This is a genomic window from Xylanibacter oryzae DSM 17970 (genome assembly GCF_000585355.1).
Taxonomy (GTDB): Bacteria; Bacteroidota; Bacteroidia; order Bacteroidales; family Bacteroidaceae; genus Prevotella; species Prevotella oryzae.
The window spans coordinates 2774728-2798163 of sequence record NZ_KK073873.1 but is presented as its reverse complement, the minus strand read 5'-3'; the positions used below and the strand labels follow the sequence as shown (position 1 = coordinate 2798163).

The 23436-nt window shown below is 39.4% G+C and carries 20 protein-coding genes; 13 read left to right on the top strand and 7 right to left on the bottom strand.

Annotated features, from left to right (window positions below):
* Positions 1-63: 63 nt before the first annotated feature.
* Complete coding sequence (locus XYLOR_RS11330) at positions 64-1755, top strand: Na/Pi cotransporter family protein (protein WP_036879597.1); 1692 nt, start codon at positions 64-66, stop codon at positions 1753-1755.
* Between the two features lie 39 nt (positions 1756-1794).
* Positions 1795-3246, top strand: a complete 1452-nt coding sequence (locus XYLOR_RS11325; protein ID WP_036879594.1) for a hypothetical protein — start codon at positions 1795-1797, stop codon at positions 3244-3246.
* A gap of 13 nt (positions 3247-3259) precedes the next feature.
* On the opposite strand, the gene XYLOR_RS11320 is transcribed toward XYLOR_RS11325, so the two are convergent.
* The 5 genes from XYLOR_RS11320 to XYLOR_RS11300 form a co-directional block, all read right to left on the bottom strand.
* Positions 3260-3610 carry a hypothetical protein gene (locus XYLOR_RS11320; RefSeq protein WP_036879592.1) on the bottom strand — a complete coding sequence of 117 codons (351 nt, stop codon included), beginning with the start codon at positions 3608-3610 and terminating at the stop codon, positions 3260-3262.
* 9 nt (positions 3611-3619) lie between these two features.
* Positions 3620-4105, bottom strand: coding sequence for an HD domain-containing protein (locus XYLOR_RS11315; protein WP_036879589.1), 486 nt, complete (start codon positions 4103-4105; stop codon positions 3620-3622).
* Between the two features lie 110 nt (positions 4106-4215).
* Positions 4216-5553: a DNA recombination protein RmuC gene (gene rmuC / locus XYLOR_RS11310; protein WP_036879588.1), complete on the bottom strand. Its 1338-nt coding sequence runs from the start codon at positions 5551-5553 to the stop codon at positions 4216-4218.
* A gap of 12 nt (positions 5554-5565) precedes the next feature.
* Entirely contained in the window at positions 5566-6036 is a 471-nt protein-coding gene (locus XYLOR_RS11305; protein ID WP_036879586.1) for a C-GCAxxG-C-C family protein, read from the bottom strand.
* A gap of 4 nt (positions 6037-6040) precedes the next feature.
* Positions 6041-6742: an NAD-dependent deacylase gene (locus XYLOR_RS11300; RefSeq protein ID WP_036879584.1), complete on the bottom strand. Its 702-nt coding sequence runs from the start codon at positions 6740-6742 to the stop codon at positions 6041-6043.
* A gap of 1381 nt (positions 6743-8123) precedes the next feature.
* Between XYLOR_RS11300 and XYLOR_RS11295 the strand changes: the two genes are divergently transcribed.
* From XYLOR_RS11295 to XYLOR_RS11250, 10 genes are read left to right on the top strand one after another with little or no spacing between them, the layout of a single operon-like run.
* Positions 8124-9308 carry a glycosyltransferase family 87 protein gene (locus XYLOR_RS11295; protein ID WP_036879581.1) on the top strand — a complete coding sequence of 395 codons (1185 nt, stop codon included), beginning with the start codon at positions 8124-8126 and terminating at the stop codon, positions 9306-9308.
* Positions 9305-11128, top strand: coding sequence for an LTA synthase family protein (locus XYLOR_RS11290; RefSeq protein ID WP_036879579.1), 1824 nt, complete (start codon positions 9305-9307; stop codon positions 11126-11128). The genes XYLOR_RS11295 and XYLOR_RS11290 overlap by 4 nt, the downstream gene beginning before the upstream one ends.
* Positions 11125-12279, top strand: a complete 1155-nt coding sequence (locus XYLOR_RS11285; protein ID WP_036879577.1) for a glycosyltransferase family 4 protein — start codon at positions 11125-11127, stop codon at positions 12277-12279. Before XYLOR_RS11290 ends, XYLOR_RS11285 begins: the two co-directional genes overlap by 4 nt.
* A 13-nt stretch (positions 12280-12292) precedes the next feature.
* Entirely contained in the window at positions 12293-13306 is a 1014-nt protein-coding gene (locus tag XYLOR_RS11280) for an NAD-dependent epimerase/dehydratase family protein (RefSeq protein WP_036879575.1), read from the top strand.
* Positions 13307-13324: 18 nt separating this feature from the next.
* Positions 13325-14308: a phosphatase PAP2 family protein gene (locus XYLOR_RS11275; RefSeq protein WP_036879574.1), complete on the top strand. Its 984-nt coding sequence runs from the start codon at positions 13325-13327 to the stop codon at positions 14306-14308.
* A 50-nt stretch (positions 14309-14358) separates the two neighbouring features.
* Positions 14359-15669 carry a tRNA (N6-isopentenyl adenosine(37)-C2)-methylthiotransferase MiaB gene (gene miaB / locus XYLOR_RS11270; protein WP_036879573.1) on the top strand — a complete coding sequence of 437 codons (1311 nt, stop codon included), beginning with the start codon at positions 14359-14361 and terminating at the stop codon, positions 15667-15669.
* An 11-nt stretch (positions 15670-15680) separates the two neighbouring features.
* A complete protein-coding gene (locus tag XYLOR_RS11265) occupies positions 15681-17510 on the top strand; it encodes an ABC transporter ATP-binding protein (RefSeq protein WP_036879571.1) in 1830 nt (609 codons plus the stop codon).
* A 3-nt stretch (positions 17511-17513) separates the two neighbouring features.
* On the top strand, positions 17514-18419 hold the full coding sequence (locus XYLOR_RS11260; RefSeq protein ID WP_036879569.1) for a lysophospholipid acyltransferase family protein: 906 nt from the start codon (positions 17514-17516) through the stop codon (positions 18417-18419).
* A gap of 60 nt (positions 18420-18479) precedes the next feature.
* The gene (gene glf / locus XYLOR_RS11255; RefSeq protein WP_036879567.1) at positions 18480-19607 is read left to right on the top strand and encodes a UDP-galactopyranose mutase; all 1128 of its coding nucleotides are present in this window, start codon (positions 18480-18482) and stop codon (positions 19605-19607) included.
* 23 nt (positions 19608-19630) lie between these two features.
* On the top strand, positions 19631-20632 hold the full coding sequence (locus XYLOR_RS11250; protein WP_036879565.1) for a glycosyltransferase: 1002 nt from the start codon (positions 19631-19633) through the stop codon (positions 20630-20632).
* A gap of 37 nt (positions 20633-20669) precedes the next feature.
* Here XYLOR_RS11250 and XYLOR_RS11245 read toward each other — a convergent pair whose 3' ends face one another.
* Both XYLOR_RS11245 and XYLOR_RS11240 read right to left on the bottom strand, forming a co-directional pair.
* Positions 20670-21431, bottom strand: coding sequence for a lipopolysaccharide kinase InaA family protein (locus XYLOR_RS11245; protein ID WP_036879563.1), 762 nt, complete (start codon positions 21429-21431; stop codon positions 20670-20672).
* Entirely contained in the window at positions 21428-22207 is a 780-nt protein-coding gene (locus tag XYLOR_RS11240; protein WP_036879561.1) for a glycosyltransferase family 2 protein, read from the bottom strand. The genes XYLOR_RS11245 and XYLOR_RS11240 overlap by 4 nt, the downstream gene beginning before the upstream one ends.
* 442 nt (positions 22208-22649) lie before the next feature.
* Here XYLOR_RS11240 and XYLOR_RS11235 point away from each other — a divergent pair, with 442 nt between their 5' ends.
* Positions 22650-23435 (top strand): glycosyltransferase family 2 protein, encoded by a 786-nt coding sequence (locus XYLOR_RS11235; RefSeq protein ID WP_036881056.1) that lies wholly within the window; start codon positions 22650-22652, stop codon positions 23433-23435.
* Position 23436 lies beyond the last annotated feature (1 nt).

The window sequence follows — 23436 nt, the reverse complement described above, 5'->3', positions numbered from 1 at the left end:
GTATGTAAAGATACTTATATTCTTTAGTAAAACTAACAATACCGCAATAAATTAGAGAAAAATATGTCGATTTGGATTTTTTTTAAACTTATCGGTTCGCTCGCTCTCCTGATGTATGGGATGAAATCGATGAGTGAAAGTCTGCAAAAAATGGCAGGCTCGCAGTTGCGCCACGTACTTCAGGCAATGACAACCAACCGCTTCCTCGGAGTGATAACCGGAACTTTAGTTACAGCATCAGTACAGTCGTCTACGGCTACCACTGTAATGACCGTATCATTTGTGAATGCCGGTTTGCTAACATTAGCGCAGGCTATCTCTATTATAATGGGTGCCAACATAGGCACCACGCTCACAGCATGGATAATGAGTGCCGGTTTCTCATTCAATGTAACAGACTTTGTCTGGCCGGCATTTTTCATCGCCATCATTCTTATATATAGCAAAAAGCGCAAGAATGTCGGCGATTTTTTATTTGGTGTATCATTCATGTTCCTCGGTCTGGGCATATTGAGACAAACCGGTATAGACATGGATCTGGCACATGACGCACCTATTTTGCATTTCTTCAAGTTGTTCGACCCCAACAGTTTTACTACCACTATCGTCTTCTTATTAATAGGTAGTGTGATGACTATGTTTGTGCAATCTTCGGCAGCCATTATGGCCATAACAATGATATTGTGTTCAAGTGGTGTACTTCCCATATATCAAGGTATCGCATTAGTGATGGGCGAGAACATAGGTACCACCGTTACCTCTAATATTGCAGCTATTACCGCCAACACCCAAGCACGCCGTGCAGCCTTTGCCCACATGTTCTTCAACGTCTTCGGTGTGATATGGGTACTCTGCATATTCCATCCTTTCGTTAACATGGTTTGTAGTTTCGTTGGCGTCACCGATCCATCTCATGTTACCAACAAGACAGTTCTATCATTTGTACTGGCAGCTTTTCACACCACATTCAATGTAAGCAATACACTAGTGTTGATATGGTTTATACCACAAATAGAGAAGTTTGTATGTAAGGTGATCAAGCCACGCAAAAACGAATATGAAGACGACTTCCGTCTGCGTTTTGTTACCGGTGGATTCATGAATACACCCGAGCTTTCTGTACTTGAAGCTCAGAAAGAGATAAGCAATTTTGGCGAAAGGATACAGAGGATGTTCGGCTTTGTCCGTGAACTGCTTACTACGACAGACGAGACTGCATTCGTCAAGTTGTATAGCCGTATAGAAAAATACGAGAACATAAGTGACAATATGGAAATAGAGATAGCCAACTATCTGGATAGTGTCAGCGACGCACACCTTAGCATCGAGACTAAGGGTAAGATACGTGCCATGCTGCGCGAGATATCCGAAATAGAGAGTATTGGCGATAGCTGTTTCAATATAGCCCGCACCATCAACCGTAAGATCAAAGGCAAGGAAGACTTCACCGAAAAGCAATATGAGCATATCCATCAGATGCTTGAACTTACAGATGACAGTCTTACGCATATGAATATCCTGCTTAGCGGGCGCAAGGAGAATCTCGATGCCAACCGCTCATTCAACATTGAGAACGAAATCAACAACTACCGCAACCAACTTAAGAGTGAGAATATCAATGATGTAAACACTCACCAATATACATATGCCATAGGCACGATGTATATGGATATCATAAGCGATTGCGAGAGACTGGGTGACTACGTGGTAAACGTGGTTGAAGCCCGTATGGGTACTAAACAGAAAGACGCTTAACACCTCATATTGAATATCGTCCGTGGGAGGGGACAATATATGATAGACATACAGAGCAAGATACACGACAGCAACACTATAGAGTTTAAGGTAGGTTATATCGCGCAACCGGATATGCCTGAGAGTGACTTCGTGATGAACACATGGATATTCATGCCCGAAAGCTTGGATATCAACCGCCGTACCTTTAGTAAAGCCATGTTCTATCAGAACGTGCATTCGCATATACGCCTTATCACTCCCACCTTCACGCTGGCCCAACTTACCAGTGCCGACAACATGCCTTTCCGTATGCTTGTCAGAGCCATAAATCGATTGGAAAAATTTAATAACCCAAGGGCTCTGGAAAAGTTCGAAAGCGAAGTAAAAATGGCCGCATCAATATTCAAGAGCACCCTGCGTGACACTTACCGTATGGTATTATCAGAAGGCGGACAACCGGACCATTGTCGTATTATGGCAAAAGGCATAGATACCTGGGTCAACCAATACCGTAGTCTTTACAGCACAGTTAACCGGCTTAACAACACAACAGCAAAAGAATACTACCAGTTTGCCGACGAGTTCATATCCAACGTTACCGAGCAACACCTATTCCTACTGTGCAGTTATCTGAAGAAAGAAAAACGCGATACTTGGGATGAAGCAAAAACAGATATATCAGATCTGCTTGATAAGGAACTGGCCTACAAAAAAAACATGGGGTATCTGTACGTCGAAGCACAATCTACCGATAATAACAAGGGTTTTATACACCGTGCAGGCATGCTCAAAAAGTTTGCCGAGAGCAATCTATTCCTTGCCGTAAGCAAGCGTCGCAATACATTCCTGTTAGAGCAGCTTGCATTTATGTTAGCAGCAGGCCTGTCAATGATATTTGCCACCATGATAGCGTTCTCATTCCAGCAGACCTATGGCAACTTCACCTTACCGCTATTCATTGCTCTTGTGGTGAGTTATATGTTCAAAGACCGTATTAAAGAACTTATACGCTTTTATTTCGCTCATAAAATGGGCAGCAAATTCTACGACTACAAGACATCCATGAGCATACACTATCTCAAACTGGGATGGTGCAAAGAAGGCTTCGATTATATCACGCCCGACAAACTTCCACCTAATGTTCAGCAGAAACGTCAGCGTAACACCCTACTGGAGATAAGTCGAGGTGTAAACGAACAGATTATCCTATACCGCAAGAAGATGCACCTCAAGAGGAAGAATGTGAGCAAGTCAAGTCATTATCGAATGGAAGGCGTTAACGACATAATAAGATGCAACCTGTTCGAGTTCATGCGCAATATGGATGACCCCGGTGTACCTCTATATGCCAACGACGGTTCAGGAGGATATTCAGAAGTAAGCGGGCACCGAGTTTACTTCATCAACTTTGTCATTCAATGCACATACCAGGATATCACTACCGAATATTATCACTACCGTGTAGCCATAAGCAAAAATGGTATAGAAGACATCACGGCAATACTATAAAAACGTTACAATACTAGTCGAAATATCCGTCCTGCATCAACTTAGTATAATCCTGCAATAGTTCTGAAAGATATGCAACCACATATCTATTCTCCCCGTATTTGTCATAATGGTCAATGATATCATTATCCTTAACATGCGCAACAAATTCAGTTGTATTTCTCATCACTCCGAATTTGTCTATATCATCAGTTGCCTTATTTATTATATCCCTGGCAGAATGTCTATCCATCATAGGCCAAGGCACATCACCTTTCTTCCATCTGATATACTCGCCGAAATAAGGATAAGAAGCCAAGTCTCCATTATAATAGTCATCCATCATATTCTGAATGAATTCATTTTCAATATTTTTTTGTTCCATGGCTTTACCTTAATCTTTCCTAAACATTACATTCAACATTTCAGCACCCGTAGCAGTACGGAATATTTTATCTCTTATCGTATCCACATTGGCTATGCCATCCTCATATATATTGACTAGAAAGTCAGCCTCAACCAATATCTGATAATCCTGAGCATCAATATTATTATACGTATGATGATGAGCTATCAAGAAGCATATCCTGTCTATCTGCTCATCAGTAGCCCCACATTTATTAAGCAGCGGTCTGGCCACAGCCGGTCCCTCCTTTTCCTGCAACTTACCGTCACACTGACCATACTTCTCCTCAGCCGGTTTGATGCCCGTATCATGCACCACAGCAGCAGCCTCAAGAGTATTAAGAGTGATATCATCCATACCCTCACCTTGAGCTATAAGTTTGGCAAACGAATGTACCTTAATAAAATGTTGTATACGCTTTGCGTCTCCCGCAAAGAATTTCATTGTTTCTATTATAAGGCTGTTTATATCCATCGTCGTTATCTTTGTTTATGCAAAGATAATGTTTATATCATACAAACAGTCATATTACTCTGAATAACTTTAAAAAATCACTACCTTTCACCTTTGACAGATTTGAAGAGTTATTCTTCTTCCAACATCAATTTTTCATCCTCACCAACCGGTTTGGGCAAGGGATGCTTAGGATTCTGCCTGGCACCCAACTTGATAAGACTCTGAGCAGGTTTCAGTAGATTCTGATTACCATCCTTCAATTTTTCCTGTGCAAATCCGAAGGCCTTCTGAGCAGCAACCAACTTCACACCAACATCATTAAAGCGGTCAACAAACTCACCTACACGCGATATAAATGTACTAGCCAGAGAGAACACCTTCTCCTGATTCTCTGTCTGGTGTTTCTGTGTCCATGCTATCTGTATCATCCGCAGCACAGCAAAGAGATTCTGTTCACCGGTGATAAACACATTCTTCTCGAACGCCTCTCTCCACAACATAGGTTCCTTAGACAAGGCCAGAACTAAAGCCGACTCAATAGGAACAAACATTATCACATAGTCGAGAGCCACATGCGGCTTCTTAACATAACTACTATAGTCTTTTGCCGACAGATTTCTCACCTGATTGCGTATACTCCTTATATGATCATTAAGCAGACGTTCACGATCAGAGTCATTATCAGCATTCATATAGTCAACAAAAGCCGTGAGAGACACCTTCGAGTCTATTATCACATCCTTACCGTCAGGATAATGCAATATAACATCAGTACGCATCGTATTGCCGGTCTCTGCGTTCTTAAGCAACATTCCGTTTTCATCTCTGAGCACCTCCTGCACATCATACTCCACGCCCCTCTTGAAACCGAATTTCTCGAGCAGTTCGCTGAGTATCATCTCTCCGAAATCACCCTGAACCTTCGTATTGCTATGCAAGGCACGAGTCAGTTTGTCTGCCTCCTGACCTATATTCTGCGCACTCTCCAGCAGATTACGAATCTGCTCTTTGAGCGATGAAGTATTCTCAGCATTCTTTATATTACTGTCGTCAATAGCCTTACGCATCTGCATCATAGTATCCTTGAGAGGATCTATGATAGTACCCATCTGTTTATGATTATTCTCATCCAACTCCTGCGAACGCTGCTTCAGCAGTTGCTGAGTAGCATTAGTCATACGCTCCTCTACCAGTGTAAGCTGCTCCTTCAGTTGACGGTCGCGCCTCTGGCTCTCTTCCACCTTTTCACGCTCATACCGAGCCTCAGCCTCAGCCTTGGCCAGCGCGTTCTCACTACGTATGTCATCTATCCTCTTACTAAGGAGTTCCGTCTCCGTATTCTTCGACGCAATAATATTAGACAACCGCCTGTTCTCCTCAGCCATAGAAGAAGACTTCCCATTGAGAAACAGATAAGCACCTATTGCTCCTACGAGCAATCCGATGATAAGTAACAATATAGACATATTAATATTCGATTATTTACTTTCCAGATATTCAGCGAAGATTGTTGCTGCACTCTTCACTTTCATAGCACATGGACGATTCTTATAGTATTCGGGGGTCCGTTCAGAAGCCTCCGCACTTACAGGCACAGCCTCTGCTCCGTTCAATCCGAGAATCTCGGCACATATCAGCGACCCGTTCCTGTCCTTATACTTAGCCGCCATGCCCTGCACAACACTATAGTTGTGGGATTTCCCCTCACGATCGGCACCATCAGTGGCACCGCAGTCCATCCCTGCCAGTGCCACAGCACCGCAGAAAGCCCCGCATGTCTGCCTCATCCTACCTATTCCTCCACCGAATCCGGCACTCACCTTCAGCGCCTGTTCTTCAGAGAAACCATACAAGTCGGCAAAAGCAACCGTCACCGACTGAGAACAGTTGTACCCCTTCATAAAGAGTTCTACCGCACGGTCTATTCTCTTTTGGTTACCATCAGTCATCAGTCTACTTCTCCATCAGTTTTGTGTACAGCTCCTTCATGCCATCCGAAGCCCCCTTCTGTATCTGTATCACCTTATGGTATCCACCTGCCATCACAGGTTTAGGGTCTATAAGATATACCGGCACATCACTATTCACATACTGCACCAGTCCGGCAGCAGGATAAACATTCAGCGAAGTGCCTATTATGATGAATATATCAGCCTTCTGAGCCTCTGCAGCCGCAGGTTCTATCATTGGCACACTCTCACCGAAGAATACGATGAAAGGTCTCAACAGACTACCGTCACCGGCTTTAGTACCGGGAACCACCTGCGAATTTTTAGCATCAAGAGTCTGTACGAACTTAGCATTATAAGGGTCATTACTAGAGCAGACCTTCATCAGTTCACCATGCAGATGAATAACATTTTTGCTGCCTGCCATCTCGTGCAGGTTATCCACATTCTGTGTAACCACAGTGACGTCATATTTCTCCTGCAACTTAGCCACAAGATCATGCCCCTCATTAGGTTTAGCCCCGAGCAGTTTTTTACGTAGCATATTATAAAAGTTAGTCACAAGTTCAGGGTCAGCCTCCCACCCTTCGTGCGACGCTACCTGCTGCACAGGATAGTTTTCCCATAGACCGCCGGCATCACGAAAAGTGCTCAATCCACTCTCCACAGACATTCCGGCACCCGTCAAGACTACAATTTTTTTCATAATTAAAAAATTTCTATGCCACAAAGATATTAAATTTCCATCAATTAATTCCCTTACGGCTGCATTTTTATTTAATTATTCTTACTCTCACAAAAGATTAAATGTTTATTTGCAACTTTGATACGAACAAAAAAAGTGGCTCAACACTTTCAAAAAGAGCTGATCCACTTTATGGTTATTCAAAACCATTGAAAGCCAATAAGATTAATCACTAACCCTAATGGCATAATTAAATTAATGTACTATGCGTATCTCTCGACACAAATAGTCACTTAATACAATCTTTTTTTACTAAAAAAACCTATTGTTTTCTCGATTCCTTTTTATAAAATTTATTTTAAACAGTGCAAAGATACAAATAATTTTTACTTTAATCAAAAAAATAAATAACTTTTTATACACAAAAAGTTATTAAACTTGACTTAAATCATTTATAGTGTTCGAACACAAGTAATTTTTATGCATAACAAAATAACGGAATCTTATACTATTATTCGCAGATATCATTGCAAACATTCTTTTAAATTTAGTAAACTGCTACCGCTGTATTTGTAACAAGTCCTATCAAGATACTAATTTAGAAATGGTGTCATGCGATTTTTTTATAAATAAATGTCACTATACCACTTACCCTGTGTTTATGGGACTTTCACGCATTCTGAAATATCACAAAACGTCACTCAAATACCACTCGAACGAAACTTTATATAGAGCATAGCTTCTACCTTGTCAAAAGATAGCTCCCGTAGTTTAAAAGCTATCATCTTGGGGTGTTGGAGGATAGCTCCCATGGTTCAAAAGCTATCATCCTGAGGTATTAAAGGATAGCTCCAGAGTGGTATTTGAGTGACGTTTTGTGGCATTTATATCGATCCTTTTAAGATGTTATAGTATTGACATCCAGTCGTTTAACACATATAGTGGTATTGTGACATTTTATTTGAAAAATATTCTGCGAATAACAGAGCGACAGATATACCACACAAAGACATTTCTCTTTTACTTTTATAAAATCAAATATCATATAGTGAAAAATCAGAAACAGCAGCAGTTTCTTTTATACTGCTTTAGCTGTATTTTCTTTATTAATATTAGTTTTAATTTCCGCACCTGCGTAGAAAGGGGTGTCAGAGTTCAACCGCGGTTGAACTTTAGTTGAACTTTGGTTGAACCTGATATTTAAATCTAAACGCATTTCGAACAGATTTGAATTATAAATAACATATCAACCCTTGCATAAGACAAGTACTGAATTAAAATAAGATAATCTTCCCGCTATAAATGTCCTTTTTTAAGTTTTTTCAGTAATAAAAAACGAATAAACAGTAAATTTCATTACCTTTGCACCCGCATTATATTTATATCATATATAAATTCTGACATGAAGCAATTGAAGGATTTCTTTAGGAAACCGTTTTTTTCTGACTATAGGGTGTTGTTCGGTTTATGGATGATACTCGCCGTTGTATCGTTCTTCTTGAAGTACTGGCACGAACGGCATAATAACTATTTAATATTCAAGTATGTCTTCTGGCATACCATAAAAGGGACTTCGCTATATGCGCAATATCCTCTCGAATTCAAAGACTGTAATCACTACGGACCACTGTTCAGCATAATAATAGCCCCTTTTGCATTATTGCCCGACTTCATTGGGATGCTGCTATGGTTGGTTGTGCTCACAGCTACTCTGTACTATGCAATAAGAAAGATGCCGGTATCCGACAGAGTACAGATATTCATATTATGGTTTTGCGCACAGGAACTGCTAAGTGCTCTATTCATGCAGCAGTTTAATATAGCTACTGCGGCTATGATAATAGCTACGTTCACATGCATAGAAAGGGGCAAAGACGAGTGGGCGGCTTTCTGGATAGTGATAGGTACTTTCGTAAAACTTTATGGAATCGTGGGACTGGCATTCTTCGTGTTCTCAAAGCATAAAGGCAGACTGGCATCGCATGTGCTGATGTGGGCAGTGATAATATTTGCGCTGCCAATGCTGATAAGCAATTTCGACTATCAGATATCACAGTACTCGGAATGGTATTCGTCGCTCGTGATGAAGAATGCAAGTAATGAAATGCTGGTAGGTATGCAGAATATTTCGTTGCTGGGTATGGTGCACCGGATATCGGGCAATGCGGATTTCTCTAATCTGTATATGTTCGCTCCGGGGCTGATATTGTTCTTATTGCCATACTTGAGGACACGACAGTATAAGAACATTGACTTCCGCTTGGCTTTTCTTGCGTCTACAATGATATTCGTGATACTGTTTAGTACAAGCAGCGAGTCGAGCACGTACATCATTGCGGTTATCGGAGTGGTGATATGGTATGCGGCAGTACCTTGGGAACGTAGCAAATGGGATATAGCCCTTATGGTATTCGTATTTTTACTTACCTGCATGTCCGGATCAGATATCGTTCCTAAGTTTATACGCAAGGGATATGTCCAAGCTTATTCGCTTAAGGCTCTACCGTGTACGGTAGTATGGCTCAGACTGATATATGAGATGTGTATTAAAGATTATTCAAATAAGGAACTTGAAGTAGAATCATGAAACAGAGATTATTGTATCTTCTAAAAATATTTTTAGTCATAACACTGGTGTTCGTTGTAGCAAAGCCATTCTTTATGTTATACAATGCGGCAGGGCATCATTTTTCGATTGCAGATGTATGCCGGGTGATAATGCACGGTATGACGCTGGATATGTCTACGGCTTTGTATTTCTGGTTGTTGCCTTTCCTGGTATTCATCATATCGCTGTGGTGGAACGGATGGGGTAAGATCAGGATGGTGATGAAATACTATTACGGAGTGATAGCGGTTCTCTTCGCTGTGGCTTTCGTAGTGGATGCTAGTCTGTATACATTTTGGGATTTCAAGTTAGACTATACAGTATTGCAGTATTTGGACACTACCGGCGATGCTTTCGCCAGTGTATCTGCATGGTATGTAATAGTTAGGATCATAGCAATAGCGGTAATAGGATACCTGATATATAAGTTGCTTGTGGTAGTTATGCCTAAACGTATCGATGGTATATCTATGAAAGAAAAGATTGCCTATACAGTGGTCGCATTACTGATGACGGCCCCTATCATTATCGGAATACGTGGCGGAACTAGTGCGGCTACCACGAATGTGGGACAGGTGTACTACTCGCCCGACCAGTTTCTGAACCATTCGGCAGTAAATCCGGTATTCAGTTTTCTGGCTTCGCTGGAGAAAGTGGATGAAGAAAATGTGGAGTTCAAATTTTTTGATGACAAGAAGTGTAATGACATCATCAATGGATTTTATAATACAAAGAGCATAGATTGCGATACTCTTCTCAATACCAAAAGACCTAATGTGGTAATAGTTGAGATGGAGGGATGCGGTGGCTCTTTCACCGAAATAGGCGGACATCCTGAGATAATGCCAAACCTTAACAAATTGGCAAAAGAGGGTGTATACTTCTCTAACTGTTACGGAAACAGTTTCCGTACTGACAGGGGCACAGTATGCACGTTCAGCGGTTATCCATCGTTCCCGAATATATCGGTGATGAAAATACCGACAAAAAGCAGTACGATGCCTTCTATAGCCAGGGAACTGGCTAAGAATGGATATGCTACGAATTTCCTTTATGGGGGCGACATCGACTTTACGAATATGCGCAGCTATGTGATAAGCACGCAATATCAGAAGATAACAAGTTCAGAGGATTACAGCAAGGCTGAACAGGGTGACGGCAAATGGGGCGTTAGGGATGACATAACTTTCGAAACGCTCTATAAACAGATAATCAGTCATAAGGAGAAACACTGGCATACAGCTTTTCTCACACTGAGCAGTCATGAGCCGTGGACTGTGCCTTATCATAAGTTCGACTATGAGGTGTATAACTCATTCGCTTACCTTGACAATTGTATTGGCAACTTCATCAACAAATTGAAGAAGACACCACAATGGCGCAATACACTGATAATATTCCTGCCTGACCACGGCATAAGGTATCCTAATCTGAAGGAGACTGACATACTACGCAATCATGTTCCAATGATATGGGCAGGTGGAGCCATAAAGAGCCATAGGGTGATAAGCAAATTCTGCAACCAGACCGACCTTGCTGCTACGCTGCTTGGGCAGATGGGCATAAATCATGATATGTTCAGATTCAGCAGAGACGTGACTAGCAAATCTTATACTCATCACTTTGCTTATCATACTTTCGACAATGGATATATGGTGGTAGACAGCACCGGATTTACTGTATATGATCTTAATGCCAACAAGGTGATAGCCGACAAGCCAACACCAAGCAAGAGAAGAGAAAATATGGGTAAAGCTATCCTGCAAGTTACATCAAAGGATCTAAAAAACAGACGATGAAAACAGACGACAGGCATATGGTAATAGGTTTTGACGCCAAGCGTATAGTACGTAATGCTACAGGCTTGGGCAACTATGGACGTACGCTGGTAAACGGTATCGTAAAGGAGTGTGGTGACGAGTTTCGTTTCCGACTCTATGCACCTGACAAAGGCAGAGATAACCTGAGAGGGATGATAGATGAAGACAGAAGAGTGGAATTTGTATACCCTGAGGACAGAATATTTCGTTTCGAGAGAGACTTATGGAGGATAAAGGATATCGTGAGGACTCTCAAGCATGATGGTGTGAAGTTGTATCACGGACTGAGCGGAGAACTGCCTATCGGACTTAAGAGCAGTGGCATACATGGTATAGTTACTATCCATGACCTAATCTTCATGAGATTTCCTCAGTATTACAACTGGCTGGATGCAAAGATATATGCGATGAAGTTCAGAAAAACTTGCAAGGAGGCTGAACAGATAATAGCTATAAGCGAATGCACAAAAAGAGATATAATAGAGTTCGGACATGTGGATCCTGATAAGATAAAGGTAATATACCAAGGTTGTGACGACTGTTTCAAACAGACTGTGGATGATGAGAAAAAGCATAAGGTAAGGCTGCTGTATGGTTTGCCTAAGAGGTATATACTGAACGTAGGCAGCATAGAGGAACGCAAGAATGTGATGCTTGCAGTGGAGGCACTCAAAGATATAGATGAGGATGTATCATTGGTGATTGTGGGTAAGCATACTACTTATACCAACAAGGTACTTGACTATGTGGAAAAAAACGATTTACAGCAACGTGTACTCATAATCAACGGTTTGCCGTTCGAAGATTTGCCTGCTGTATATCAGATGGCAGAAACATTTGTGTATCCGTCTCGGTATGAGGGTTTCGGAATACCAATCATCGAGGCTATAAACTGTGGACTGCCGGTAGTAGCTTGTACCGGGTCATGTCTGGAAGAGGCCGGTGGTGAAGACTGCTTATATGTATCGCCAGACGATGTAAAGGGCATGGCTGAAGCTTTGAATGCTTCGCTGAAAGGAACAGAAGGCAGAGATGAGCGTATAGCAAGGAGCAAAGAATATGTGAAACGGTTCGAAAATGACGATACTGTAATGGAGGTCATAAAGGAATATAGGCAATTGATAAGATAAAAACTTGTACGAGATGAATGACAAGGAGCGTAACAAGAAAATTCTAATAACAGGTGCCACTGGTTTTATAGGCGGTTTCATAGTAGACAGAGCATTGAAACAGGGCATGGATGTGTGGGCTGCAGTAAGAAAGAGCAGTTCGCGGAGATACCTTACCGACGGACGGATCAACTTTATAGAACTGGATCTGTCTGATGAGGAGAAGTTAAAAAGACAGTTGGATGGTATGGATTTCAATTATGTTGTGCATGCCGCCGGCGTAACCAAATGTCTGCATAAGGAGGACTTCTTCAAGGTGAATACTTTGGGCACAAAGAATCTGGTGAATGCAATAATAACTCTCAATATGCCGATAGAGAAGTTTGTATATGTAAGTAGCCTTAGTGTGCTAGGACCTGTGAGAGAAAACAGGCCATACATGGAAATAACAGAGACAGATAAGCCTCAGCCCAATACAGCTTATGGCAAGAGTAAACTGGAGAGTGAACGGTATTTAGAGTCTCTAATCGGTTTCCCATATATTATATTACGCCCTACTGGCGTATACGGTCCTCGTGAGAAAGATTACTTCATGATGGCCAAGAGTATAAAGGGACATGTGGATTTCTCTGTGGGATACAAACCACAGGATATCACTTTCATATATGTGGAGGATGTGGTACAAGCAATATTCCTTGCTATCAGCTCGGAACTGACAGGAAAAAAGTATTTCTTAAGCGATGGTAAGGTTTATTCGTCACGCACATTCAGTGACTTGATATGTCATGAACTGGGTGACAGATGGCTGATAAGGATTAAGGCTCCGATATGGTTGTTGCGAATAGTGACAATCTGCGGTGAATATGTAGGACGCCTTACAGGTCGCATATCTGCGCTTAACAATGATAAGTATAACATAATGAGACAGCGCAACTGGCGCTGTGACATAGAACCGGCTGTCAATGAACTGGGTTACAAGCCGCAGTATGATCTGGAGAATGGAGTTAAGATTACCATGAAATGGTATAAAGATAACAAATGGCTATAAACTAATTAGAAAAGTAGAATGCGGAAGTTTGGTTTCACTAATATATATTGGTTTTTTAAGGACTTGTTCAGAATAGAGAAGAATCCACGTAAGAATATGTTTGCTATGGAGTGGGTGGTAATTGCTTACCTGCTTTTTACCATGCTTATAGTATTCTTTACATATACCAAGATACAAAACCCCGAATCAATGATATGGGGGCGCATACGCATAGGTGTGATGACAATAGCCCTGTGGGCGGTATACAGGATGATACCGTGCAGGTTTACAAGGTTTGTGAGAGTGGCAGCGCAAATGGCTCTGCTCAGTTGGTGGTATCCCGACATATATGAGATAAACAGTATGTTCCCTAATCTGGACCATCTGTTCGCTGGATGGGAACAGCAGTTGTTCGGATGTCAGCCGGCATTAGTATTCTGCCATATAATTCCAAGTCATATATTCAGTGAACTGATGGATATGGGGTATGCGTCTTATTATCCAATGATAGCTGCCGTGACTCTATATTATTTCATATGGAAATATCATGAATTTGAGAGGGCTTCGTTTATAATACTTACATCTTTCTTTATCTATTATGTGATATTCATTATGCTGCCAGTAACCGGTCCGCAATTCTACTATAAGGCTGTGGGACTTGACCAGATAACTCATGGAATATTCCCAAATCTACACTATTATTTCAGTACTCACCAGGAATGTCTGGCCAGTCCGGGATATCAAGACGGACTGTTCTACCATCTGGTGGAAGATGCGAAGAACGCAGGTGAGAGACCTATTGCAGCATTTCCAAGTAGTCATGTAGGTATCAGTACTGTGCTGATGTTGCTGGCTGTGCATTCACGCAACCGCAAACTATTATTGTGTCTGCTGCCGTTCTACTTGCTGTTATGTTGCTCTACTGTATATATACAAGCACACTATCTGATAGACGCTATAGCCGGTTTTGTATCAGCAGTCGTGATATACTTTGCGCTACTGTATTCTACTAAGAGAATGTAAAATGAAGAGGCATATTTGCCAGTGAAAGAAAGATTTATTATATTTGCAGAATGAAAAAATTATTTATAGAGACATACGGTTGCCAAATGAATGTGGCAGATAGCGAAGTCGTGGCTTCAGTGATGAAGATGGCCGGCTATGAAGTATGCGAAAACGTTGAAGATGCTGATGCCGTATTTTTGAATACCTGTTCGGTACGTGACAATGCTGAACAAAAGATATATAACCGTCTTGATACACTGCATGCAGAACAGAAGAAGGGCCGGAGGATGATTCTAGGTGTGCTGGGATGTATGGCAGAACGTGTAAAAAATGACTTGATAGAAAACCATCATGTAGACTTGGTGGCAGGTCCTGATGCTTATCTTACTCTGCCCGACCTTATCGCGCAGGCTGAAACTGGAGCAAAGGCAATGAATATTGAGCTCTCGACAACAGAGACTTACCGTGACATAGTACCTCAACGTATCTGTGGTACACATATAGGAGGATTCGTAAGCATAATGCGTGGATGTAACAATTTCTGCCATTACTGCATCGTACCTTATACACGTGGACGTGAGCGCAGCCGTGATGTAGAGAGCATTCTTAGAGAGGTAAAAGACCTGCAAGATAGAGGATTCAAGGAGGTAACACTGCTTGGACAGAACGTGAACTCTTATAAGTTTGACAACATCACATTTCCGGAATTGCTGCGCAAAGTAGCAGAGAGCGTACCGGACATGCGCATAAGGTTTACTACCAGTCATCCTAAGGATATGAGTGATGAAACATTACATATAATAGCAGAGGTTCCTAATGTATGCAAACAGATACACCTACCGGTACAGAGCGGAAGTGACAGAATACTGAAACTGATGAACCGTAAATATACACGTGATTGGTATATGGACCGTGTTAACGCTATAAGAAAGATAATACCTGACTGCGGACTAACTACGGATATATTCGTAGGTTATCACAGTGAGACGGAAGAAGACCATCAGTTGTCGCTGTCGCTCATGAAAGAGGTTGGTTACGACTCTGCCTTCATGTTCAAATACAGTGAGCGTCCAGGCACTTACGCATCAAAGAACCTGCCTGATGATGTTCCTGAAGAGTTGAAACTACGCAGACTGGCCGAACTAATAGAGTTGCAGACTAAACTGTCGGCAGAGGCTAACGCAAAGAATGTAGGTAATGAGTATGACATACTGATAGAAGGAGCAAGTAAACGATCACGCGAGCAGCTCTTTGGCAGGACCGAACAGAATAAGGTGGTAATCATAGATAGAGGTAACCATCATATAGGCGATACTGTAAGAGTAAAAATAAACAACAGCACAAGCGCCACACTGTTTGGCGATGCGTGCGACCAATAAAGGGCAAAATAATGAACGAATTTCTGCAAGTATTGAGAAGATTTGTTCCGCCATATAAGAAATATCTCTTGTTGACGGTAGTTTTTAATATAATCTCTGCGATACTTAATATATTTTCATTCGCGGCTTTAATACCAATACTGCAGATACTGTTCAAAACAGATCAGGCCGTAGTAGCTACCAAACTAATGGCATGGGGCAGCGGAAGCATGAAAGAGGTGCTAAGTAATAATTCAAACTATTATATTCACCTGTTGATTAATGACATGGGGGCGTCTACAACATTATTGTTAATCGGACTGTTTCTTGCTATAATGACTTTTCTGAAGACGGCATCCTATTTTCTTTCATCTGCTACGATCATACCGATACGTACAGGAGTAGTAAGGGATATACGCAACCAGCTGTATCAGAAGATAACATCTCTGCCTCTGGGTTTCTTCTCGGAAGAGAGAAAAGGTGATATAATTGCACGAATGAGCGGTGATGTGCAGGAGATAGAAAACTCTATTATGAGTTCTCTGGATATGCTGTTCAAAAATCCTATACTTATTATTGTATATTTTGTGACACTGTTGGTTATCAGTTGGCAACTTACATTGTTTACTATTGTCATCGTACCGATAATGGGATGGTTCATGGGATTTGTAGGCAGAAAACTGAAACAGAGGTCTATAAAGGCACAAGCTCTATGGAGCGACACCATGAGTCAGGTGGAAGAAACTCTTGGCGGACTACGTATCATCAAGGCTTTCTGTGCGGAAGAGAAGATGAACAAGCGATTTGATAAAGTGAACAGCGACTACCGGGACAACATCCTGAAGGTTAACACAAGACAACAGATGGCCCATCCTATGAGTGAATTTCTGGGAACAGTAATGATTGTAATCGTGTTGTGGTTTGGAGGTATCCTTGTACTGAACAATTATACTCTATCAGGACCAACGTTCATCTATTATCTCGTTATCCTGTATAGTATCATCAACCCACTGAAGGAATTCTCCAAAGCAAGTTATAACATACCAAAGGGTCTGGCGTCAATGGAGCGTGTAGACAAGATACTCATGGCTGAGAATGATATCGTGGAACCGGAAAATCCGAAGCACATTTCTGCATTCGAGCATCAGATCGAATTCCGTCATGTATCATTCAAGTACGACCAGAAATGGGTGCTAAAGGATATTAATCTCGTTATAGAGAAAGGCAAGACTATAGCTCTAGTTGGTCAGAGTGGTGGTGGAAAATCTACACTGGTAGACCTTATCCCGCGATACTATGACGTACAGGATGGTGAAGTTCTTATCGATGGAATAAACGTAAAAGAACTTGGTATACATGACTTACGCTCGCTTATCGGCAATGTTAATCAGGAAGCTATATTGTTCAATGACACATTCTATAATAATATATCTTTCGGAGTAGAGAACGCCACACGCGAGCAGGTTGAAGAAGCCGCAAAGATAGCTAACGCAAAAGAATTCATAGAGGCATCTGAAAACGGGTATGACACTAACATAGGAGACCGTGGTGGAAGACTTTCTGGCGGACAGAGACAAAGGGTAAGTATCGCTCGTGCAATACTGAAGAATCCTCCTATCCTTATTCTTGATGAAGCTACATCGGCTCTGGATACAGAATCGGAAAGATTGGTACAGGACGCGCTGGAAAGGTTGATGAAGACTCGCACGACTGTAGCTATAGCACACAGATTATCGACAATAAAGAATGCTGACGAGATATGCGTAATACACGAAGGCCAGATAGTAGAACGTGGAACTAACGAAGAACTTCTGAGCAAAGACGGCTATTATAAAAAGCTGAAAGATATGCAATCGCTATAAGTTATGGGAAAGGTCTTTTATTACATAGTATATGCTTTCTTTTACTTGGTATCTCTCTTGCCATTCAAGTTGCTCTATGTCATATCCGATTTCTTCTATATACTGGTTTACAGCATAGTGGGTTACCGTAAAAAAATAGTAAGAAAGAATATAACGACTTCGTTCCCCGAAAAATCAGCTAAGGAATGCAAGGGTATAGAAAAAGGCTTCTATCATTTTCTGTGCGACTACTTTCTAGAAACTATCAAACTGTTGTCTATAAGTAAAGCCACAATGCTTAAGCACATAGAATTCCGCAATGTGGAAAAGTTAGAAGAATGTTTTGACAACGGACAGTCATGTGCAGCTATACTTGGGCATTACTGCAATTGGGAATGGTTATCTGCCATAGGAATATCATTTGCACGACACAAAGAAGCTGTTATGGGACTGATATATCATCCGCTGTACAGCAAGATATTCGACCGCCTTTTTATCAGAATACGTATGAGCATGGGAGGCGTTTGCGTACCTAAGAAAGATATATTGCGTCATCTGCTTACCTATCGCAGGGAGAACCGCATGTCGCTGTTTGGCTACATATCTGACCAGGCACCCAAATGGGAAAACATACATTTGTGGCTCAACTTCATGAATCATGACACGCCTGTTTTCACGGGTGGGGAGAGAATTATGAGAAAGATGAAAAACGCTGTATTCTATGTTGATATGGAAAGGCCTAAAAGAGGACATTACATATGCACTTTCCGTCTTATAACAAAAGAACCTGAGAATATGGGCGAGTTTGAAGTGACGAAAACTTTCTTCAATATGCTAGAAGATACTATAAATCGTGATCCAAGGTATTACTTGTGGAGCCATAACAGGTGGAAAAGAACAAGGGAAGAATATCAAAGGATTCACCAATGATGACTTGCCTTGAGAAGTTGACATACAATTAGGACGATGTTAAATCTTATATACTAGATTATGAAAGAATTCGATTATATAATAGTAGGAGCCGGTTTGTACGGCGCAACGTTTGCCTATATGGCAAAAAAGGCCGGAAAACGTTGCCTCGTGATAGACAAAAGACAGCACCTTGGAGGCAACTTATATTGTGAAAATATTGAGGGAATAAATGTACATAAATATGGAGCACATATATTCCATACCTCTAACAAAAAGGTATGGGACTTTGTAAATTCTATAGTTGAATTCAACAGATACACAAATTCTCCAATAGCTAATTATAATGGTAAGTTGTACAACTTGCCTTTTAACATGAATACATTCCATCAGATGTGGGGCGTGAATACGCCCAATGAGGCTCTGGCAAAGATTGAAGAACAGAAATCTGCTATCAACTCAAAAATGGAAGCGGAAGGTATATCAAAACCAAGAAACCTTGAAGAGCAAGCATTGCTACTAGTTGGAAAAGATATATATGAGAAACTAATTAAGGGATACACCGAAAAGCAATGGGGACGTAAGTGCACTGATTTGCCTAGTTTCATCATTAAAAGATTGCCGGTAAGGTTAGTCTTTGACAACAATTACTTCAACGATAAATATCAAGGCATACCGATTGGCGGTTACAACAAACTGATAGATGGCCTATTAGAAAATATTGAGACAAGTATCGGTACAGACTTTTTTGAGAACCGCTCTCATTGGGAATCGATAGCATCGAAAATAATATTCACAGGTAAGATAGATGAGTATTATGATTATTGCTTTGGAGAACTGGAATACCGTACTGTACGCTTCGAAGAGCAGACTCTTAACACAAGCAACTACCAAGGTAATGCGGTTGTCAACTATACCGACTCAAAGACTCCATATACACGTATAATAGAGCATAAACATTTTGAGATGTTTGGTGAGGATATTGACAAATGTCCCAAGACTGTGATATCAAAAGAATACTCAACAGAATGGAAAGATGGCATGGAACCATATTATCCGGTAAATGACGAGAAGAACACTATGTTATATTCTAAATATAAATCACTGGCTGACAAAGAAAATAATATCATTTTCGGTGGCAGACTGGCAGAATATAAATATTATGACATGGCACCAATTATCGAAAAGATAATAAAAATATTCAAGTAGTTAAAGAATACAATTATACAAATATGAATTGTTTTATAGGAGTACCAACAGGCAATACAGCCAAAGAACATATTGACGCTTTAATGGATAGAATGGGTTTTAGAGACCTTTCATTTAAAGTCAAAAGTAAAAGTAAAATAAGCACATTTATAGCTAAAACATTCAGTATTGCCAAGCTACCATTCATACTTAATAAAGGGGATGTACTTCTTATACAATATCCATTCAAAAAATACTATAAGGTGATTTGCCGGATCGCTCATCTAAAAGGGGCAAAAACAATTACACTTATACATGATTTGGGAACATTCCGCAGACACAAGCTTACAGCAGAGCAGGAAATAAAAAAGCTATCACTAACTGATTCTATCATTGTACATAACTGTGCAATGAATAAATGGTTGGTTAATCATGGTTGCAAAGTACCTCTTACTAATCTGGATATCTTTGACTATATAAGTAATAGTCAACCTACGTCCTATGCAATAGGCAACCCTCCTTCACGCATCGTCTATGCAGGCAGTATATCAGCACGTAAAAATGCTTTCTTATATAAGTTAGATGATAATATTAAAGGTTGTACAGTTAATCTTTATGGCAGAGGTATAGATACGGAAAGAGCTTCAAAATGGAAAAATATGCATTATATTGGTTTCGTTGAGTCTGACAAATTCATCTCTGAAGTAACAGGAGACTGGGGACTGGTATGGGATGGTGATGACATAGATGGATGCAGTGGCAATTGGGGTGAATATCTACGCATAAACAATCCCCACAAGACATCATTCTACTTGCGTAGCGGGCTGCCTGTGATACTATCGGAAGAATCTGCAATGGTGCCATTTATAAAGGCAAACAACTTAGGTATTGCTGTCAATTCTCTTCGTGAAGTTCCGGAAAGACTAGAAAGCATGTCTTTACAAGACTATTCGATCATTAAAAATAATGTGATGGAATTTAAAGACAAACTAAATGATGGTGCCTTTTTCAAAAAGGCATATAAAAAAGCTAAAAGCTACTTATAGTTAATGGGCTATATATTACCTTAGTTTATATAATTGATTATATTCGTTTCTTAAATAATCCTGTTATTCGTTTCTTCCTTTTCCAACGAATATCATGACGTAGTTTTATTTTTATTGCTTCATCAACATATCCTGTCCAACCTCTAGCATTGATATACCCATCTAAAACAGTTTTATAAGCATCATCAAATTCTGAGAACTTTGTAAGATTATCCAAACAGTCATATTTAGAAAAATTTATGCCTTCTTTCTTAAATTGCATACGATTAATATCAATCAAAGTAAATAAATATTTCTCATTAGTTTTCTTAAATAATACATTTGTACAATTTAGATCGTTATGAATAATACCTTTTTTATGTAATTCTGCTACATATATTCCAAAAGCAACAGCTAAATTTTTATCAAAAGAATTATCACAATTCAAATAATCTTTAATAGGCTCATAATCAGTATATTCACATACATAATAAACATAATTCAACAGTCCATCTTTATTCTCCTTTATATATGCGACAGGTCTTGGAGTATTAAAACCTCTTTTTAAAATTTCAAATGCATTTATATAAGCTTTTTCAGCTTTATTTTTCCTAAAGAACGAATAAATTATTTTCTTTACTATATCAGGCTTTTTGAAACGCTTTACAATCATTTTTTTAGGACCATCATTAAAACTCCTTATCTGATTGCGCCCATTATATATAACTTTTCCTTGTTCATTACGGAATAATTCAGGTATATCACTTATGAAGGACTCATAGCCATTATAATCAGCTGATACTATTATTTGTTTTCTCATAAATTTATTCTACCTTTATATCGTTTCTCTATTACTTTTGAGATAAAAACAAATTGGTATGTTGCACTTAGTACACATCTTATTAATCCACGTATCCCATCTTTGAAACCTCCGTTAATAAAATAGGTACGAAAGAAAAACCATATAGGACGAAATAGTATAGCCTTAATACCATAATGTTTTCTCATTGCCTTTCTTTCAACTTCCATATCTGTATATCTGTCCATTTTTTCAATATAGCCTTTAATATCCTCATCAGCAAGATGTATTAAATGTACATTTTCCTTTTTTAAAGGTATCTTAGCTGTTCTACCTTGAATTATAGGTATTGTATGTATGTATGGTGGCCATACCGTCCCTTCACGAATAAAGAATCTTAATTGATAGTCAGGAGAAGAATGAACAAATCTACCCATAAATTTATTTTTTCTATGGATAAAAAGACCTTCTGGGCAATTCTTTTCTGCTATTTTGGCATATAAATAATCATGTAATTCTGGAGTTACTATTTCATCTGCATCAATTAATAATATCCATTTATATAGAGCGGACTCAATAGCAAATGTCCTTGCAGGTTCTACTATTGTAATATTTCCTTTCGGAAAAGTTACTATACGACATCCATATTTCTTTGCGATTTCACATGTATGATCAGTACTCTCCATATCACATAATACAATCTCATCAAAGTTCTTTACTGCTTCAAGCACTTTGACTAAATATTCTTCTGCATTATATGTATTAATGACAACAGAAATTTTGTTTCCTTCGTTCATAACCGCAAAGTTACAAATAAATATTTATCACCCAAATTTTTAAAGCATCAAAGTTACACAAATAATTTAAGAGTTCATTTCCACACCTTATTTATGTTATTTACATTTTTATATATTAGTAGGTTATTTTTTAGTATGAGTTGGCAAATACATCATTTTAATATTAAATATTTCCATAATTTAACATGGTTTTATTGTCATTGCTCGATATTATATATATCTTTGTAACTTAGTTTTGTAAGTGTAAACAATAAATATATAATATGATTAAATAAGGGCTCCTTTCCTTGTTACAATAGTATACAAATAAATCAATGAAATGATATTACGATTTTGAAAATAAGCGTATTTATGAAACCGCATATAAAATTTAAAAGTTACTCTGACATGCAATATTTACAATAAAATAGATTTATATATAAAGATATAAATAAACATGATTATGAAAATATCCTTGATTATTTCTACATATAACAGAGTAGGTGCGCTTAGACTATGCCTGATGAGTGTTCTTAATCAGAGCCGTATACCAGACGAAGTAATAATAGCTGATGATGGCTCAGATCCAGAAACATTTAATCTTATAAAACAATTTTCATGTTCTTTTCCATGCCCTTTATACCATGCTTGGCATAAAGACGAAGGATTCCGTAAAGCCAAAATACATAATGACGCAATTAAAGAGTTTTGCACAGGAGAGTATCTAATTTTTATTGATGGAGACATCATACTAGATAGACGCTTTGTAGCTGATCATGAAAATATTGCTAAACAAGGGTGCTTTGTTATTGGTAGTCGTGCTAAGCTTAGTAAATTAATGACACGCTATATGATAATGAATCATAGCATTAATGTGGGAATTTTCAATAAAGGTGTTAGTAGAAAAACAAATGCTTTACATCTACCATCTTTCCATTTCATTACAAAGTATTTGTATTCATGGAAGAAATTCTATGGGCGCGGAGCTAATATGGCTATGTTTTACAAAGACTTTGAAAAGATAAATGGATTCGATGAGGATATGGTTGGATATGGATGTGAAGATTATGATATTTTCAATCGTTTGCAAAATATAGGAATAAAGCGACGTTACGCCAAATTCCGCGCTATAGAATATCACCTTGAACACAAAAGGCTAAATATAACTATTAAAAATTCAAATGCCCTCTATGGAGACCTTTCTAGAAAATTTTGTATTAGTGGTTTAAAAAAAATATCTAAAAAATAAA